This is a genomic window from Limosilactobacillus antri DSM 16041 (assembly GCF_000160835.1).
GTDB classification, from domain to species: domain Bacteria; phylum Bacillota; class Bacilli; order Lactobacillales; family Lactobacillaceae; genus Limosilactobacillus; species Limosilactobacillus antri.
In genome coordinates this window covers 452,920-469,640 of record NZ_GG700733.1, presented here as the reverse complement: position 1 = coordinate 469,640, position 16,721 = coordinate 452,920, and the positions used below count along the sequence as shown (strand labels likewise).

Here is a 16,721-nt window from a genome sequence, read left to right as displayed (position 1 = left end):
ATTTTTATTCGTTACCCAACTAAAAAAATCCGCTGCCAGTTAATCCGGCAACAGATTTTTTAGTTAGATGGTAATTTGAATTAGGCCCGGGACTTGTAGCTGCCATCAGTGGTGTTGATAATCAGCTTGTCACCGGTCTTGATGAAGGCTGGCACGTTAACTACCAGGCCGGTGTTCATCGTCGCTGGCTTGCCACCGCCATCGATGGTTGCACCCTTAATCATTGGTTCAGTTTCCGCAACCGTCATTTCAACCGTGACTGGCAGTTCAACCCCGATGATGTCGCCATTAACGAAGTTCAGCGTAACGTTCATGTTTTCTACCAGGTAGTTCTTGTCATCACCCAACTGGTCGTGGGACAGGGTGTACTGTTCGTAGTTTTCCAAGTCCATGAAGACTGCGGAGTCGCCTTCGTCGTACAGGTATTGTGCGTTCCGCTTGTCGACGTTGACCTGCTCCACCTTTTCGGATGGCCGCATCGTCGTGTGAACGATGGAACCAGTCCGGACGTCTTGGATGTCCATCTGCATCAGGGTGTTACCCTTACCAGGCTTGTGGTGGTTGATTTGCAGAACCTTGAGCAGCTTGCCGCCCCGTTCAAAAACCATGCCCTTTTTCAAATCGATTGTTTGAATCATACTAAAACACCTTCACTAATTTGAGATTTTGTCCGGTTTAACTGCGGCGAGACAGCCACCAGAACGATTTTACGGCCTGACGATTTCAAGCCATAGTACAGTTACCATTGTAACACATTCGTTCCCGTTGCTATACGCTTAAAATGCAAAAATCAGCGAAGTCCTACTCGCCCTTCTTTAAGTTCCGCCAGTACATCCAGCCCCAGCCGCAACCGACCAAGAGTCCGAAGAAGAGGGCATTAAAAACCAGCACAACGTAAATCATCACGTGGGCGACGGCCGGAAGCTTAGTCAGGGAATCACCGGCATTGGCCAGGAAGACCGCCACCTGCACGATGGCTTCTACCAATGCTGCAACCAAGCCGATGATAATCCCCCGCTTGACTACCCACCGTTTGGTCTTCTTTAATTCTTTGGCCGGTAGCTCGTTGACCAGCACCCGCTCCTTGCCCATAACGAGGTAGAAATACCAGGTCACCACGATAAACAGGGCTAGGATGCTCACAAAGGCGAACAAAAAGGCGATTTTGTAAGTAGTGGTCAGTGCCAACACCATGGCAACCAGCAGCAGGAGCGGCGTAAACAGGGTCAGCAACAGGTAGCCGGAATTACCCAGGTGGTCGAGGCGCTGCCGTTGGTACTCATCCAGTTCGCCGCTGATTCCGTAGGATAATTTCAGCAGGCCGTCACGTAGTTTTTCTTTAGTCATTCGCTTTCCTCCCAAAATAATGAATTGAGGTCCGTTCGCAGGGCCAGCGCGAGTTTGCGGCACAGGTCCAACGAGGGGTTGTACTTGTCATTTTCAATCAAGTTGATCGTCTGCCGCGCCACCCCGATTTCCTGGGCTAGTGCGAACTGCGATAATTTTTGCTTCTTACGGTACTCTTTCACCCGGTTCAACTAATCACCCGCTTTCGATGTCAAATATATGTGACATTGATTGACGTTATCATAGCAAGCTCCAGATGAGGTGTCAATTATATTTGACATTTTAAAACACAAAAAGCCCCGACAGGTTGGCAGCAACCTGTTCCGGGGCTTTCCATTTGAGAAATTGTGCTTATTTATTAGTCAAAGACCAGGTAGGACTTGATGGCCTGCCGCTGGTCCATCGCCTCATAGGCCGCTTGAATCTCGTCCAGGCTAAAGGACTTCGTGAAGACCTTGCCGGGGTTGATCTCACCATCCAGAACGGCCTTGAGCAGGACTTCCTTATCATAAGTCGTCACGGAAGCCGGACCCCCCGCAACAATTGCATTCTTGTAGAAGAGGGCAGTCATGTCCTGCTTTGGCGTGTGGGGCAGGCCAACCCGGCCGATGATGGCACCTGGACGGCCGACTGCCAGGGCGGTGTTCGTGGACTGCTCCGTCCCGACACATTCAAGGACGGCGTCGGCGCCACCGTTAGTCAGGTCCATGATGGCCTGAACCGCTTCGTCACCCCGGACCGCTACGTTGTCGGTCGCCCCGAATTCCTTGGCCAGGGCCTGCCGGTCAGCATGGCGGCTGGTGGAGATAATCTGCTTGGCACCGCGCATCTTTGCCGCGATAATGGCACACAGGCCGACCGCACCGTCACCCATTACGACCACGGTGTCTCCAGCACTAACGTTGGCAACCCGGGCCGCGTGGTAACCAGTTGCCATCACGTCGGCCAGGGTCAGTAAGGACTTCTTCATGCCCTCGCTGTAATCGGCTGGCTGCCCCGGAACCTTGACCAGGGCCCATTGACCGTGCTGGAAACGAATGTATTCAGCTTGCACCCCCGACGAGAAGTTGTCAGAATGGCTTTGGCATGAGCCATCAAAGCCGGCCCGGCAAGCAGGACAGTGGCCGCAACCGTGGGTAAATGGCGCAATCACGAAGTCGCCGGGCTGCACGGTTGTGATGTCAGCACCGACTTCTTCGACCACCCCGAGGGCTTCGTGACCGGAGTTTTCAGCCTCCGCTTCAACTGGGTTAATCCCCCGGAAGTTCCACAGGTCCGACCCGCAGACACACGACCGCAATACCTTGATGATTACGTCGTCTGGCTTTTGGATTGTTGGCTGGTCAACGTCCTTTAACTCCATCTGACCTTTGCTTGCAAAAAAGGCTTTCTTCATCATTCAGGACTCCCTTCTGTATAATTCCAATTATAACTAGAACCATCACAAAAGAGTAATACTTTGAATTAATGAGTAGCCATAGACAAAATGAATAATTACAGTGCAGCCGGAACCGGAACCCCCAGTTCCTTGCCAATTGCCGTAATTTCTTCGGCAGTCTTGTCGTCGATGGCAACGCCGGACTGCTGGTTTTCCTTCAGGTAACGGTATTCACGGTCGCCTGGTACCCAGATCGTCTTGCCGGCAACGTGTTCGAGGCCGCGGATTCGGTCCAGCATCGCGGTGGCGTCCTGCTTCAATGTTTCCGGATCACCGAAGAAGGCCGGATCAAAGGCAAAGAGGAACTGGCTAAAGTCGTGCTTGCCGCGGACGGTGTCGGCCGAAATCGACCCCTGGGCCAGGATCCCGGTCAGCAGCTCGACCACGATGGAGTTGCCCATCCCCTTGTAGTTGGCGTTAACTTCCTGGTTACCACCCAGGGTGACCAGGCCGCCGCCCTTTTGTTCGCCTTCACTAAAGGCGGCCGTTGCCAGAATGTCCTCCGCCTCTTTCGGGTCGGTGACCACTTGCCGGTCCTTGTCAACCACCCATTCACCCGGCAGCTCGGTTCCCTTCTTATCAGCCACCTGGATCTTGCCACCGGCCACGGCAGAGGTTGCCCCATCGAACATGAACGGGTGAGGGCTAGCCGGGAAGCCGAAGGCAAAGGCGTTGGAACCGAGGAAGGCCTGGGTGGCATTGGTCGGCACCACCAACGGCCGGGTGTTGGTCAGGGCGATCCCGACCAAGCCCGCGTCCAGGGCCTTGCGAGCGTAATAGCCGGCAATCCCGAAGTGGTTGGAGTTCCGGACTACGGCAATTCCGACCCCGACCTTCTTTGCCTTGTCAATTACCTTGTCCATCGCCAGGTTCGCCGCAATCTGGCCCATGTTCTGGTTGGCGTCAACCAGGACAGAGCCGGGCAGTTCCCGGACCACTTTCGGCTGCTTGGTCGGCACGATGGTTCCGTCCTTAATCATCCGCCGGTACCAGGCCAGCCGCTGAATCCCGTGGGAGGAAATCCCCCGCAGGTCCGCGTCGACCAGGGTATCGGCCAAGAGCTGGCCATCCTGCTGGCTGAAGCCGAGCTTACCAAACACATTCTCTAAGTATTGTCGTTCATCACTTGCTTTTACATGCATCGTGTTCACACCTTTCCAAAATAAAAAAGTCCCCGTGCAAACTGCACAAGGACGCTGACCGTGGTACCACCTATTTTTGCTATTTAAGAATAGCCTCTTGCGATGGATAACGGCCATCGCCCGGGATTGTAGCTTGCACCCAACCCATTCCGATGAGTTCATTTCGCGGGTTATCCAATGTGTCCTTTCACCAGCCGGCACTCTCTATAATTAAAATCACCCGTTACTATTCTCATCTATTTTTAATTATTATCACTTATTTTAAGCGGTGTGGTCAAAAAGTCAAGGGAAGATTTATCTCAGTGAACCACTTACCCGGAGCTTCACCGGTAATTTATGGCTGCCTGCGACCTGGTCACCCCTAATTTCCCGTTGCAGGAGGTCAACCGCCGTCTTGGCCATCTCATCAAGCGGCTGCACAATTGTTGACAGCTCCGGGACAATCTGGGTCGTCGTCGGCACCCCGTCGTAGCCGATGACCTGGAGCTGGTCTGGCACGGCGATTCCCCGCTGGCGGGCAACCTGCAGCAGCTGGATCGCATCCATATCGTTGCTGGTAAAGAAGGCATCCACCTCGGGGTGTTCATCAAAAATCCGGTTAAAAAACGCCTGGAGACGGTCAGGCCGGCTATTAAAGTCAATCTTATAGGTGACCGGCGTCAGCCCGTGCTCCCTCATCACATCTTGGTAGGCCTGCTGGCGGAGGTAGTCACGCTTATTAAAGCGTTCCACGCTATCGGTGTGAATGATGTGGACGGCACCCCGCCGGATCAGCTCCTCAGTTGCCAGCCGACCGCCGGCATAGTTGTCGGAACTAACGTTGGGGATCGTCGCCCGCAGGTAACGGTCAATTGAAACAATCGGCAAGTTGGCATTCTGGTACTCGGGAATCTGCTGCTGGTGGTTGTGGGTCGCAATTACCAGGCCATCCACCTGCCGGGCCAGCAGTTGCTGGAGGTAACGGCGCTCTTTGCCAATATCATTCTCCGCGTTGCCGACCAGCACCTTGAAGCCGGCATTGAACAGGTAGTGCTCAAGCTGGAACGTCAGCTCGCCAAAAAAGGGGTTGGCTACCGTCGGGACCAGCACGCCAATCGTCATCGTCTTTTGGGATTGGAGCTGCCGGGCGACGGTGTTGGGCCGGTAGTTGAGCTGGTGCATTGCTGCCTCCACCTTATTAATCGTTTTTGCGCTTAGGTACCCCCGCCGGTTAATCACACGGGACACCGTTGTCGGCGAAACCCCCGCCAGCTTCGCCACGTCCGTCATCTTAGGTTGACTCATAGTAATTCCCTCATCCTCATCTAGTTTCATGGCCATTATACCCTTAAAAGGCGCCATAAAGAAACAGTGGCCTACCGTGCGCGGGGCAACGCTAAGTCACTGTTTTTTGCTTTAGTTGTTTTCTAGTGGTTGACCGTCAACCTCCTGGTTATCCTTGCGCAAAATGACGAATGCGTATACCGCAGCGCAAATCACAATCAGCGAAATAACCAGGAAGGTCGCCCGGTAGCCGATCCGGTCGTGGAGCATTCCCAGGGGCGTCGACAGGATGATCTGGCCGATTTGACCGGCAATCTGCCCAACCACCATGTACATCGTCGCCGATAGCCGGGTGTCAAAGTGGAGGGTCAAATAGCGGAACATCGCCAGGGCAAAGATGGCCGTTTCCGGGGCGTGAAAGAGCTTCACAATCGAGATCCCGACCGGGCTGACGACCAGGCCGCAGAGGCCGATCCGCAAGAACATAATGGTGACCCCAATCAAGAGGGTCTTGCGGACCCCGATCTTCTTCATAATCCAGGGAACAATCGCCATCATAATTGCTTCGAGGAAGACTTCAATCGAATTGAGGATTCCGTAGGCCGTGTTTCCCTGGGCCGCCGTCTTGAAAAATTGGGTAAAGAACTGGGGAAACATCTGCTGGTCAAAGACCGTGTAAAAGGACCCGCTGAAAATAATGAAGAAAACCAATTCCCACAACTGCTTGAGCTTGAAAACACTGATGATCTCTTTGAAACTCGGCTTATCCGCGTCGTGTTCTTCCTCGGCCTTATTCTCGTAACGGGCAACCTGTGTGGGGCTCTTAGTCCGGCCAAAGCAGAGCAGGAGGAAGGTTAGCAAGCTAATCCCGCTGCTGAGCCAAAAGACGATGTAGGGACTGATGGTGAAGAGGTAGCCGGCACACAATGCCGAAACGGCGTAACCAAATGACCCCCAGGCCCGGGCCCGACCGTATTCAAAGCTGTACCGCCGGCTCATCCGTTCTGCGAGGGCCTCGAAGGTCGGGGACGCCGCCAGAAAGGCAAAGGAGAGGTAGAGGGAACCTAAGAAGGCGCCGAGGATAAAGTTAGAGTGCAGCAGTGGCGCGTAAATCCAGGTAAAGAAGGGCCCAAGGAGCATTTCCAGGATGGTAACCCCAATCAGCAGCCGGCGTTTAATGCCGAGCTTGTCTTGCACTGACCCGTAGATGAACATTAAGACCAGCGTAATTGCCGAATCGAAAGTATAGATCATCCCGACCTTGGCCCCAGAGAAGCCGAGGTCATTGGTGAGCCAGATTTGGAAGAACGACCACCAGATTCCCCACGCGGCGAAGAACAGCAGCAGACTAAGCGAACTCTCCAGGTAAAAGCTGTTTTTAAACGCTGATAACTTGCTATTTTTCATGCTATAACCCCTTTTCTGTCCCTAATGTGTAAATCTGAACTTGGGCTGACTGCTCATGGTCACTCGTCACTTGGCAACTCACCCGGCCAGTGGCGTAGTAGCGATCGGTAAACGAAACCCAGCCACTGTTGACAAAGATTTCGACGGAGCTGGTGTCGACAAAGATCCGTAAGTCTCGTAAACCAGCTGGCAGTTCGGCGTACCGTTTGCCGTCGGGGCCGCGCCGGTCGAGTACCAGTTCTCCGTTGCGGTAAGTCAATGAGATGAGCTGCCCCTGCTGGTCATTGAGCTGCCAGCTAAATTGGCCGGTGACCGCTGTCGGGAACGTCAGCGTAAACTCACTGTGCTGGGGATCGCTGACCGTTAGTTCCCGGCGGCCGGCAAGCTTGAATTGTCCATCATAATCGGTGCGGACACGCAGCGTTGCCATTTCACGGACCGGTTGGTTGTATAAGTGACCATCCCTGAGCGTTAGTTCCCGGGGAATCGTCAATATCCCGGCCCAACCATCCGCCTTTTCCGGCATTGACTCTTCAAAGGGACTAGTCCAGGCAATCATAATCCGCCGCTGGTCGGGGGTTGCCATTGTCTGGGTGGCGTAGAAATTATGCCCCTTGTCCAATTCTTGGAGGTCAGTCCCCGTAAAGCGGCAGTTAGCGTAATCAAGCTGGCCAACTGAGTAACAGACCTGGGAAAGGTTCATAAAGTTCTTAGCGGTGGCTGGCAGCCCCATCGGTGAACACAGGAGGATGTCCTTGCCCGCCAAGTGGAAAAAGTCGGGACATTCGAGCATCTTGCCGGTATTTTTGACGGTCGTCACATCAAACATCGTTCCGGATAATTTCCAGTGCAGGAGGTCTGTTGATTGGTACAGCAGAATGCGGCCCTGGTTGGTTGCCCGCTCCCGGCTTCCCAATACCAAATAGTATTTACCCTGGTGCTGCCAAACCTTCGGATCGCGGAAATCCTGGGAATTATCAGCAGGCGCACTGATAACCGGGTTCCCCGCATACTTGGTGAAATGGATTCCGTCATCGCTGTACGCCACGTTCTGGTTCTCCCAGAAATGATCCTGATCCCCATCGTCATAGTAATGGTGGCCGGTATAAAGCAGGTACAGGCGGCCATCCTTAACCATGGCGGACCCGGAAAAGCACCCGCCGGTATCCTCCGGGTCACCAGGTACCAGCGCAACGGGTAACTGCTCCCAGTGGACCAGGTCCTTGCTGCGCACGTGGCCCCAGTGCATTGGGCCCCACTCAGCAGAATACGGGTGGTACTGGTAAAAGACGTGGTAGTAGCCCTGGTAATAGCACAAGCCGTTGGGGTCGTTCAGCCAGCCGCCCGGCGTTGCGATGTGGTAACGCGGTCGGTAACGCTGGTCAGTGACCTGGATTACTTTATTACGATTAACTTGTTTCATGATAATTCCTTCACCTTCGTTTTTGTTATCGCTTTCATCAACAAAGCCTACACTTTGTGAAATTATATGTCAAACGTATGACATATAAAAATCGTCAAATATGTCATACGTTTGACATAAGAAAGCCTGCTACCACTGTGCTCGATTAAATTTCCCAAAAATTTAATTTTTTTGGTAGCGCCACCATCACTTCACAAATTCTGACTAACGGGGCCCGAGCGTGGTCCCAGTCCCCGGCTGCCGCAATTTAACTTGGCATGGCCCCCCGTTCTGGCAATTGTGAAATAAATAATTAGTTTTGTACCCCTTGTTTTAGCAACCGCTTTCATTTACAATGCAATTGTAAAATAGTTTTGTAAAATGTATTTATAAAATACGGAAAGGTCGGTCTGCTTTGAAAAAGTATTTTGCGTATGCGCTCGGCACCTTTGGGCACGATGCGTTTTATAACACCCTCAGCATTTATTTTATGATGTTTATTACCAGTCAACTCTTTACGAATTCCAGTGACACCAAGATGGTGGGAATCGTCACCTCCATCATCGTGATCATCCGGGTCGGCGAAATCATGTTTGACCCCATGATCGGTGGGATTGTCGATAACACCAATACCCGGTGGGGGAAGTTCCGCCCCTGGATTTTAATCGGCTCCCTCGTTGCTTCCATCGGGCTCGTCTTCCTCTTTTCGGACTACTTTGGCCTTGCCTGGAGCAACCCGCTCTTCTACCTGGTCCTGCTCTCAATCACGTTCTTAATTATCGACGTCTTCTACTCCTTTAGCGACATCGCCATCTGGTCGATGCTGCCGGCGGTAAGTATCGATAATAAGGTCCGCACTAACTTCGGGACCGCCTCTCGGCTGGGTTCAACCCTTGGTGCGCAGATCGTAATTGTGATTATCACCCCTGCGATCATGCTCTTCTCACACCTCTTTTCCAAGGTGCCGTTTGGGCAGCAGACGCGGGCCGGCTGGCTGGGCTACGTCATTATTGTGGCGATCCTGTGTACTGGCGGCGCCCTGATTACCTGTCTAAACATCAAGGAGCAAAAGAACCTGATTCGCTCAAACACCAAGCACACGACATTAAAGGACATCTTTCGAGCAATCGGCCACAACAGCCAGTTACTGTGGATTGCGGCCTCCTACTTCCTGTTTGCCTTTAGCTACGTCGTTACGAACTCGCTTCTGATGTACTACTTTACCTACCGGCTCGGCAACGCTGCCGCCTACACCTGGGTTGGGGTAATTACCTGCATCCTCGGGGTCTTCTCGGTTGCGCTGTACCCGTTCTTGGAGAACCTGATTAAGCGGAAGGCAATTTACGTCGGCGGGATTGGCTTCATGCTCATTGGCTACGTCATCTTCCTCTTTGCCGGGCAAAGTCTGCACTGGGTACTGACCGCCGTCGCCTTCTACTTCGTTCCCTACCCGTTAATCTTCTTGGCAACCCTGATGACCATTACCGATAGTGTCGAATATGGCCAGTTAGTGAACGGAACCCGTAACGAGTCCGTCACCCTTTCGGTGCGGCCATTAATTGACAAGCTTGCCGGTGCGGCTTCTAACGGAATCGTCGGCCTCGTTGCCGTCGCGGCTGGTATGACCGGGAACGCTAAGCCAAGCGACATTTCCGCCCACGGGATTATGGAGTTCAACACCTTTATGTTCTACATTCCAATCGGCTTGTTAATTATTGCGGCCCTGATTTTCTACTTCAAAGTTACGCTGACCGAGGAACAGCACGCTAAAATCGTTGCGGCCCTTGAAAATCGGCTCAATAGTAGCCAAACTACAACCCAGAATGCCTAATAAAAAGGGCTTCCAGAAAAAATCTGGAAGCCCTTTTTATTATCATCGTTTAAATTGAACTAAGCTTCTCGTCAATAAAGGGGATAGCCGCCCCAATCGCGACCGCGTTATCGGCAACGTGGCCCACCTTGACGTACCGTTCATTTTCGGGGAAAACGGAGATTGCCCTTAGGCGTTTCCGTAATTCTTCAAGGACCGGGCTAGTGATAAACTTGCTCAGCCGCCCCCCAATTATGATTGGCACGTCGATGAACATATGGAGGTTATAAATTGACTCAGCAAGGTAATCCAGGTATTCGGCAAAGCGCTTTTTGACTGCCGGATCATCCTGCTTGAGGTTCGCAAAAAAGCTGTTGAGCGTTTCGGTCGGCTGCAACAACGAGGACAGCGAGCAATACGTTTCAATACACCCCCGGCGGCCACAATAACAGGGCCGACCATGGCGGGGGTTAATCGAAATGTGTTCCATCGTGCCGTCCCGCCCCGTCGTGCTTCGTAAAATCTTGCCAGCAACGATCATCGCGCTCCCAAAGTGCTCGCCGATCGATAGCACGATTCCGTCATGCGGGTTGGCGGCGTATTCAGCGGCCGCGACACAATCGGCATCATGGTAAAAGCGAACCGGGAATGGCAAAAACTGGCTAAAGCGCTCCGCCCGCATCCCGGTGCAATCCAAAATCTTTCCCCACAAAACCGTAGTTCCCGCACTGTCAATCAGCCCCTGGATACCAATACCAGCGCCTAAGATGGCCTTCTCGTTGTAGCCGTTGTTCTGCAGGACCCAGCGAACCTGGTCGGCCAGTGCCGCAGCGTACTGGTCGCTATTTGCGAACGGGATGTTCACCGTATGAATCGCCAGGACTTCGTGTTTCAGGTTAATCACCGTAATCGTGGCGTACTTTTGAAAGACTTCAATTCCAATACTCAGAAAGGCATTGTGGTTAATTGAGTAGGCCGTGGCCCGGCGGCCGATTTTTGATTCCAGCTGGCCATTCTTCATAATCAGCTGCTGGTCGCTCAACCGGTTCAGATTGCTGGTGACCGTCGGCAGGCTCAGGCCCAGCTCATCGGCAATCATCTGTTTAGATAGCTTATCATTGTGCATCAGCAGGTGATAAATATTCGAGTAATTCGACTGCTGAATCGACTGCATTGTCTTTGTCCTCATAGTACCCTCCCAGCTTTAGACTAGTAGGTTAAGTGTAGCATAAAATGATTACGATAATTAATTTTTCAATTTCTTGAAATCGGTTCCAAAAAAGTGTTGACTTTTCGGAATAAAGGTCCTATCCTAAAAAGTGAATTAAATAAAGTCGTTTTATAAAATTGGATAAGATAATATAAAGCGACCATTAATCCAATATTTTTTGAGGAGGAATTACTCATGGGAATTTTAGATCGGATGCGCCTCGACAGGAAGAGCATTTATGTGACGGGCGGTGCCCAGGGCTTAGGGAAGGCCATGGCCACCGGGCTCGCCGAAGCCGGTGCCGACGTCGCAATCGTTGACATCAACGAAGAAAAGGCTAAGGCAACCGCCGAAGAAATTGCTCAGGCCACTGGGCAAAAGGTAATCGCGGTTAAGACCGACGTCACCGACCCCGAGGAAGTCGAAAAGATGGTCCAAACGGTCGTTGACCAATTAGGGGGGCTTGACGCCGCATTTAACAACGCCGGGATGTGCTTAAACGTTCCTGCCGAAGAAATGTCATACGAAGACTGGCTGAAGGTTGTTAACCTGAACTTGAACTCCGTCTTCCTCTGCTCCACTGCCGCCGGCCGCTACATGTTAAAGCAGGGCCATGGTTCGATTGTCAACACGGCTTCAATGTCCGCGCACATCGTTAACCGGCCGCAACCACAGTGTTCTTACAACGCGACGAAGAACGGTGTAATTCAGCTGTCCAAGTCCCTGGCCATCGAGTGGGCCAAGCGCGGCGTGCGGGTTAACACAATGAGCCCCGGCTACATGGGAACCGACCTGACCCTGAGTTCTCCAGACCTGAAGCCATTAATCAAGACCTGGAATGACTGGGCACCACTGGGCCGGCTGGGGAAGCCAGAGGAACTGCAAGGAATGGCCGTTTACCTGGCAAGCGACACCAGCAGCTTCTCAACTGGTGAAGATTACCTGATCGATGGGGCCTTCACTGCTTGGTAAAAATCACCTTTCAGGATAAAGGAGCATGAAGAGTATGGACTACTTAATTGGAACAGACATTGGAACCTCCGGGACCAAAAGTATCCTGATGAATACTAAGGGCGAGCTGATCGCCCAAGACCTGGAAGAATATGACGTGCTGACGCCCCACCCCCTGTGGGCAGAACAGTGGCCAGACGTTTGGCTCAAAGCAGTTAAAGACTCCATCCGCAAAACCGTGGCCAAAAGCAAGGTCAATCCCGCAGATATTAAGGGAATTGGGATCAGCGGCCTTTACGGTGGTTCAGGAATCCCCGTTGATGACAAGATGGAGCCGGTACGGCCGGACTTAATCTGGATGGATCGCCGGGCCGCCGAAGAAACCGAGTGGGTAAAGCGCCACGTCGACACTGACCGGCTCCGTGAAATCACCGGAAACGAAGTTGTCGACCCCTATTATGGTTACACGAAGGTTCTCTGGATCAAGAACCACGAACCAGAAAATTGGCGGCGAACCAAGATGTTCCTGCCGCCAAACAACTACGTAATCTACAAGCTGACTGGCAAGGTTTCAATTGACTACTCCGCGGCCGGCAACATCGGCGGTTTCTACGATATTAACAAGGGAACCTGGTCGAAAGAAATGATGGACGCGATGGGGGTCCCGGTTGATAAGATGCCGGAGAAATTTGTCGACGCCACCGAAATCGCCGGGCTGATTACCAAAGAGGCGGCCCAGGAATTAGGCGTTCCCGCTGGCACCCCGGTAATCGCCGGTGGGGTTGACGTTGGGGCAGCCAACATCGGAATGGGTGTCTTCCAACCCGGACGGTACGTTGCCGCAATCGGTTCCTCAATGAATGCCGCGCTGGTTAGCGAAGAGCCGATTAAGGGCAAGGGATTAATCGTCTGGCCATACCCTTACAAGTCACGGCAGCTGGTTTACAACTTCTCTGGTTCAGCCACTGCGGGGGCCATCACCAAGTGGTTCCGCGATAACTTCGGCCTGCTGGAAAAGGGCGTGCAAGAAAGCGGCGGCGATAACGCTTACGTCACGCTTGGCAAGGAGGCCCACAATGTCCCGGCCGGCAGCCGCGGCCTGGTAGTGCTCCCATACTTCATGGGTGAGCGGGCCCCGGTCTGGAATTCCAACGCCAAGGGGCTGGTCTTCGGCCTGTCCCTCGTCCACACGAAGGCTGACCTTTTCCACGCCTTCCAAGAGGCGGTTTGCTACGCCCTCCGGCACAGTATTGAAAGTACGGGCCGCGACCTCGGCGACTACATCGTGATCGCCGGTGGCGTGACCAACTCGCCAGACTGGGTTCAGATGTTTGCCGACGTTACCGGTTACGCTGTTCGAACACCAATTGACGACGCTGAAGCCAACCTTGGCGACGTAATGCTAGCCGGGCTTGCTACCGGGACCCTCACAGTTGACGAGGTTCAAAAGTGGCAGGTTCTGGGCGAAAAGGTCGAACCACGGCGGGAGCAGCATGAAGTCTACAACCGCTACTACCGGCTCTACCGTAATTTATACAATGACTTAGGCAGTGATATGAAGGAACTTTCTGAATTAACCAACATCCAATAATCATTAAATCCTGTAATTAACAACCGTTTTCCATTTTCAACATCATATATATAGTTACTCCTAAGAAATGTAAGTTTAAGGGCCTGTGGCAAAACCATGCCACAGGCCCTTGTTTTAGTTACGAATGTTTTAATAATGTCACGCAAACCAACCGCCAGGCATTCCGACTAATTCCTATTTCGTGACCCCAATCATAATGCCGCCGGCGACCACCAGGATCACCCCGGCGATAATCATCTTAACTTCCTTCGGCGTCTTGGCCTCGTGGAGGATCCACAGGCCGCCCAGGGTTGAGATGATCACGTTCAGTTGGGACATGGTGTAGCCAACCGCCACCCCATTAATTTCGTTGGAAAAGATAATCCCCAGGTTGGCAATGGCGAAGCAGACTCCGGTGGCCATGTTCTGCCAGGTCTTGGCGGCAAACAGCTGCGGCTGCTTCTCAAACGAGCACAGGATAATCATCGCGACAAAGATCGCCACGGCCTGCGGGAAGACCATGTCCCAACCACCCAGGTGAAAGGCGGTCGGGAAGGAGGCGTAGGCCACGAAGCCCAGTGAGGAAACCAGGAGGTAGAGCATCCCCTTCTTGACGTTGCTCCCCTGGTCACGCCGTTCCTGGTAGGCGGTCATCGCAATCCCGATGACAATTAAAATGAGGGCCCCGCCCCCCAGCAGCCACTGGCTGACCGTCGTCCACTCGTGGAAGCACAGCGCCCCCACTAGGGCGGTCCCGACCAGCTGTTCACCAACCGAAATCGGCATGGTCATTGAGACCCCCACCAAAGAGAAGCTCTTGACCTGCAGAATAATCCCGATACAAAAACCAATTCCGCTCAGCGCCGCCCCCAGCCAGAGCACCGGCGTTAGGACTGGCTGCTTGACAAGGTAGACGCCGATCCCGACTAACAGGGTCACGATGGCCATCCCCATAACCTTGTTGGTGTACTTGCCGCCGATCAGCTGCATACAGATGACCTGAAAGCCCAGGCCGAGCGCTGGCACTAGGGCAATTAAAATATCCATTACTGACATATTAGCTTCCGTCCCCTTTTCAGCAAAAAGAGGCGACTGCATTTTCTACAATTTCAGTCGCCTCTTCAGATTATCTTCATCCCATGTCGGGCGCTAGCAGCGCCGGCCTGCGGAATGCTTAGTTTTCCTTCTTTGCGTTCTCCATCGCCTTCATAATTGAAGGGTTCTTGGAGTGACAGTCCTTAATCATTTGCAAATCTTCTTCACTGAGTTCAACGATGTACTTTGCCATAGTTAGTCCCTCGCTTTCTAAAATTATCTATACTATATCACTTTTGGGAGCACAGATTAACCACTTTCCCGCGAAAATCGGTTAATCTTGTGAAAAAAATTCAATCTTTTAATGAGAACGTTAGTCAACGTCGGTAGGCCGCTTTTTTCGCCGCCCAAAGCCAAACAGACTAGCGAGTGCGAAGAGCCCTAATCCCCAGATAGCGCTGGCGGAACGATCAGTACCCGTTTGCGGTAATTGGACCGCTCCCGGTGCGGCGTTCCCGGCTGACTGGCCGCGTCCGGTGGTTTCCACAATGGCCGTCCCTGCTGGCGTGCGGTTCCCGGAAGCCGTTCCACCATGCGCAACCTTCTGGTAGTAAACATCAATGAGCTGGTTGGCGGTAGCACCGTCAACGGTAACCGCGGCAATCCGCTCGGGAGTGGCCTGATATCCTGCTACCGGCGCGACCGTAACTGCTGGCCAGGTGCCGACTAGTTGCGTGACGTCATCGCCAACGTGCCAGCTGCCATAGGTGACTACCCCCGTTGCCGGATCCGTTGTAAAGCTCCGGTTAAAAGTAACCGTCTGCTCCTGCTCCGTCGTGGTGCCGTTAACATTATGGGTGACAATCGTCCGCACCGTCTGCTTTGCCAAGTCGTTCACCACTACTGTCGCGCCCGCGTGGTCAATGGTGAGGAGGTAATTTGAAGCATGGTCCGTCCCCGGCCCGCTGTGAAAGGCTTGATCCAGGGCGGCCCTGAGGTTAGCGTTTCCCTGGGCCGTCAGCACGACCTGGTAACTGCCATCCGCATTTTGCTCCCCAATCGTCAGATCCCCGGTTTGGAAATGGTAGTTGAAACCATGACTGACATTAGCGAAGGGGGTCTCCTCCGGCGTTCCGGCAAAGGAAACCGTGTACTGGCCAGGAGTAAACTGGCCCTCACCACTGCCGTTATCATTAATAACGCTCTGGCCGGTAATCGTCGCCTGAACGTCATAGGGGTTGATAATGTAAAAGGCATACCAGTGACTGCTAATGATGGTTGCGAGGTTATACGGTGCTAAGGCAATGTTGTGCAAGCTGGCGTCTGGCACCCACTTGTCACCGACCGTCAAGCCGTTTTCCTTGTGCAGGTTGCCCTCCCAGTGACCGTTTAACCACGCCAACAGGTTATCATAGCCGGGCTTGCTAAGGAAAACCAGGTAACGGCCAGTGTTGACCGCCTGACCATTAATCAGAGCCGGCTGGGTCCAGCCGTTCAAGTGGGCAACTTCTTCATTGCTAGCAAAGCGCAAGTCGCCGTCAACCAGGTTATACTGGGGAATCTTATACGGCAGGCTGACGTTAAAACTGAGGCTGTACTTGCTGGGGTCAATTTCACTACCGTAGACCGTATTGGTATTAACGGGGCCAGTCGGCAGGTTGTCTTCGCGCTGGTGGGCGGTAGCCTGCGCAGCCGCGGTTGTACTCTGCGCGGCTGCCGGCTGTTCTACCTTCGGTTCAGTGGCCGGCTGAGTTGGCGCTGTGCTCTCAGCTACCGGTTGGCTCCTAGTGGACGTACCGGCTGATGACGCTGCTGGTGTCGGTACAGCCGCCGTCGAGGGGGCAGTCGGCGCAGCGGTTGGCTGGTCAGCAGCGTGGGCACTAGCTAAGCTGGCTGATAGTGCCGTTAGTACCGTGGCGCTCACCAAGGCCCACTGCTTTTTACGTTTATCCAACTGGTAATTGTTCAATCTTATATGGGGAATTTGATTTACTCTCATCGCAAGACTCTTTTCGTAAAGACTGGCTTGATTTTATCGTCAACCCATTAAAAATGGGGATGCTGGTTTTGTTATTATACAATAACTCAGGCGCAAAAATGATATTTCCACCCAATTTTTACCCTTCATTAACTACTATAAACAAAA

14 protein-coding genes are annotated in these 16,721 nt (G+C 53.0%); 3 read left to right on the top strand and 11 right to left on the bottom strand.

The annotated features are described in order from the left end of the window. Nucleotides 1-80: 80 nt before the first annotated feature. The 8 genes from efp to HMPREF0494_RS05735 form a co-directional block, all read right to left on the bottom strand. A complete protein-coding gene (gene efp, locus HMPREF0494_RS05770; protein WP_007124012.1) occupies nt 81-638 on the bottom strand; it encodes an elongation factor P in 558 nt (185 codons plus the stop codon). Nucleotides 639-801: 163 nt separating this feature from the next. Further along, nucleotides 802-1,347, bottom strand: a complete 546-nt coding sequence (locus HMPREF0494_RS05765) for a DUF3278 domain-containing protein (RefSeq protein ID WP_007124011.1) — start codon at nt 1,345-1,347, stop codon at nt 802-804. Beyond that, on the bottom strand, nt 1,344-1,538 hold the full coding sequence (locus tag HMPREF0494_RS05760) for a helix-turn-helix transcriptional regulator (protein WP_040458847.1): 195 nt from the start codon (nt 1,536-1,538) through the stop codon (nt 1,344-1,346). The genes HMPREF0494_RS05765 and HMPREF0494_RS05760 overlap by 4 nt, the downstream gene beginning before the upstream one ends. 167 nt (nt 1,539-1,705) lie before the next feature. Next, entirely contained in the window at nt 1,706-2,743 is a 1,038-nt protein-coding gene (locus HMPREF0494_RS05755) for a zinc-binding dehydrogenase (protein WP_040458923.1), read from the bottom strand. A gap of 98 nt (nt 2,744-2,841) precedes the next feature. Then, a complete protein-coding gene (locus HMPREF0494_RS05750) occupies nt 2,842-3,927 on the bottom strand; it encodes an Ldh family oxidoreductase (protein WP_040458846.1) in 1,086 nt (361 codons plus the stop codon). A gap of 294 nt (nt 3,928-4,221) precedes the next feature. Continuing rightward, nucleotides 4,222-5,211 (bottom strand): LacI family DNA-binding transcriptional regulator, encoded by a 990-nt coding sequence (locus HMPREF0494_RS05745; protein WP_040458845.1) that lies wholly within the window; start codon nt 5,209-5,211, stop codon nt 4,222-4,224. Between the two features lie 111 nt (nt 5,212-5,322). Then, complete coding sequence (locus HMPREF0494_RS05740) at nt 5,323-6,597, bottom strand: oligosaccharide MFS transporter (protein ID WP_007124006.1); 1,275 nt, start codon at nt 6,595-6,597, stop codon at nt 5,323-5,325. A gap of 1 nt (nt 6,598) precedes the next feature. Next, nucleotides 6,599-8,020 carry a glycoside hydrolase family 32 protein gene (locus HMPREF0494_RS05735; RefSeq protein ID WP_007124005.1) on the bottom strand — a complete coding sequence of 474 codons (1,422 nt, stop codon included), beginning with the start codon at nt 8,018-8,020 and terminating at the stop codon, nt 6,599-6,601. Nucleotides 8,021-8,414: 394 nt separating this feature from the next. Here HMPREF0494_RS05735 and HMPREF0494_RS05730 point away from each other — a divergent pair, with 394 nt between their 5' ends. After that, nucleotides 8,415-9,830 carry a glycoside-pentoside-hexuronide (GPH):cation symporter gene (locus HMPREF0494_RS05730; RefSeq protein WP_007124004.1) on the top strand — a complete coding sequence of 472 codons (1,416 nt, stop codon included), beginning with the start codon at nt 8,415-8,417 and terminating at the stop codon, nt 9,828-9,830. A 49-nt stretch (nt 9,831-9,879) separates the two neighbouring features. Here HMPREF0494_RS05730 and HMPREF0494_RS05725 read toward each other — a convergent pair whose 3' ends face one another. Beyond that, nucleotides 9,880-10,998, bottom strand: coding sequence for an ROK family transcriptional regulator (locus HMPREF0494_RS05725; RefSeq protein WP_007124003.1), 1,119 nt, complete (start codon nt 10,996-10,998; stop codon nt 9,880-9,882). Nucleotides 10,999-11,214: 216 nt separating this feature from the next. Here HMPREF0494_RS05725 and HMPREF0494_RS05720 point away from each other — a divergent pair, with 216 nt between their 5' ends. Both HMPREF0494_RS05720 and HMPREF0494_RS05715 read left to right on the top strand, forming a co-directional pair. Beyond that, nucleotides 11,215-11,991, top strand: a complete 777-nt coding sequence (locus HMPREF0494_RS05720) for an SDR family oxidoreductase (protein WP_007124002.1) — start codon at nt 11,215-11,217, stop codon at nt 11,989-11,991. A gap of 34 nt (nt 11,992-12,025) precedes the next feature. Continuing rightward, on the top strand, nt 12,026-13,561 hold the full coding sequence (locus tag HMPREF0494_RS05715) for an FGGY-family carbohydrate kinase (RefSeq protein ID WP_040458844.1): 1,536 nt from the start codon (nt 12,026-12,028) through the stop codon (nt 13,559-13,561). A gap of 174 nt (nt 13,562-13,735) precedes the next feature. Here the strand turns inward: HMPREF0494_RS05715 and HMPREF0494_RS05710 are convergent, their stop codons facing one another. Both HMPREF0494_RS05710 and HMPREF0494_RS05705 read right to left on the bottom strand, forming a co-directional pair. Continuing rightward, on the bottom strand, nt 13,736-14,587 hold the full coding sequence (locus tag HMPREF0494_RS05710) for a GRP family sugar transporter (RefSeq protein WP_225430258.1): 852 nt from the start codon (nt 14,585-14,587) through the stop codon (nt 13,736-13,738). Nucleotides 14,588-14,948: 361 nt separating this feature from the next. Beyond that, on the bottom strand, nt 14,949-16,529 hold the full coding sequence (locus HMPREF0494_RS05705; RefSeq protein ID WP_225430259.1) for an LPXTG cell wall anchor domain-containing protein: 1,581 nt from the start codon (nt 16,527-16,529) through the stop codon (nt 14,949-14,951). Nucleotides 16,530-16,721 lie beyond the last annotated feature (192 nt).

Bases quoted from the DNA above. Each gene is read 5' to 3' on its own strand.
- efp (WP_007124012.1), bottom strand. From the start codon at position 638: ATGATTCAAACAATCGATTTGAAAAAGGGCATGGTTTTTGAACGGGGC.
- HMPREF0494_RS05765 (WP_007124011.1), bottom strand. From the start codon at position 1,347: ATGACTAAAGAAAAACTACGTGACGGCCTGCTGAAATTATCCTACGGA.
- HMPREF0494_RS05755 (WP_040458923.1), bottom strand. From the start codon at position 2,743: ATGAAGAAAGCCTTTTTTGCAAGCAAAGGTCAGATGGAGTTAAAGGAC.
- HMPREF0494_RS05750 (WP_040458846.1), bottom strand. From the start codon at position 3,927: ATGCATGTAAAAGCAAGTGATGAACGACAATACTTAGAGAATGTGTTT.
- HMPREF0494_RS05745 (WP_040458845.1), bottom strand. From the start codon at position 5,211: ATGAGTCAACCTAAGATGACGGACGTGGCGAAGCTGGCGGGGGTTTCG.
- HMPREF0494_RS05740 (WP_007124006.1), bottom strand. From the start codon at position 6,597: ATGAAAAATAGCAAGTTATCAGCGTTTAAAAACAGCTTTTACCTGGAG.
- HMPREF0494_RS05735 (WP_007124005.1), bottom strand. From the start codon at position 8,020: ATGAAACAAGTTAATCGTAATAAAGTAATCCAGGTCACTGACCAGCGT.
- HMPREF0494_RS05725 (WP_007124003.1), bottom strand. From the start codon at position 10,998: ATGAGGACAAAGACAATGCAGTCGATTCAGCAGTCGAATTACTCGAAT.
- HMPREF0494_RS05720 (WP_007124002.1), top strand. From the start codon at position 11,215: ATGGGAATTTTAGATCGGATGCGCCTCGACAGGAAGAGCATTTATGTG.
- HMPREF0494_RS05715 (WP_040458844.1), top strand. From the start codon at position 12,026: ATGGACTACTTAATTGGAACAGACATTGGAACCTCCGGGACCAAAAGT.
- HMPREF0494_RS05710 (WP_225430258.1), bottom strand. From the start codon at position 14,587: ATGGATATTTTAATTGCCCTAGTGCCAGCGCTCGGCCTGGGCTTTCAG.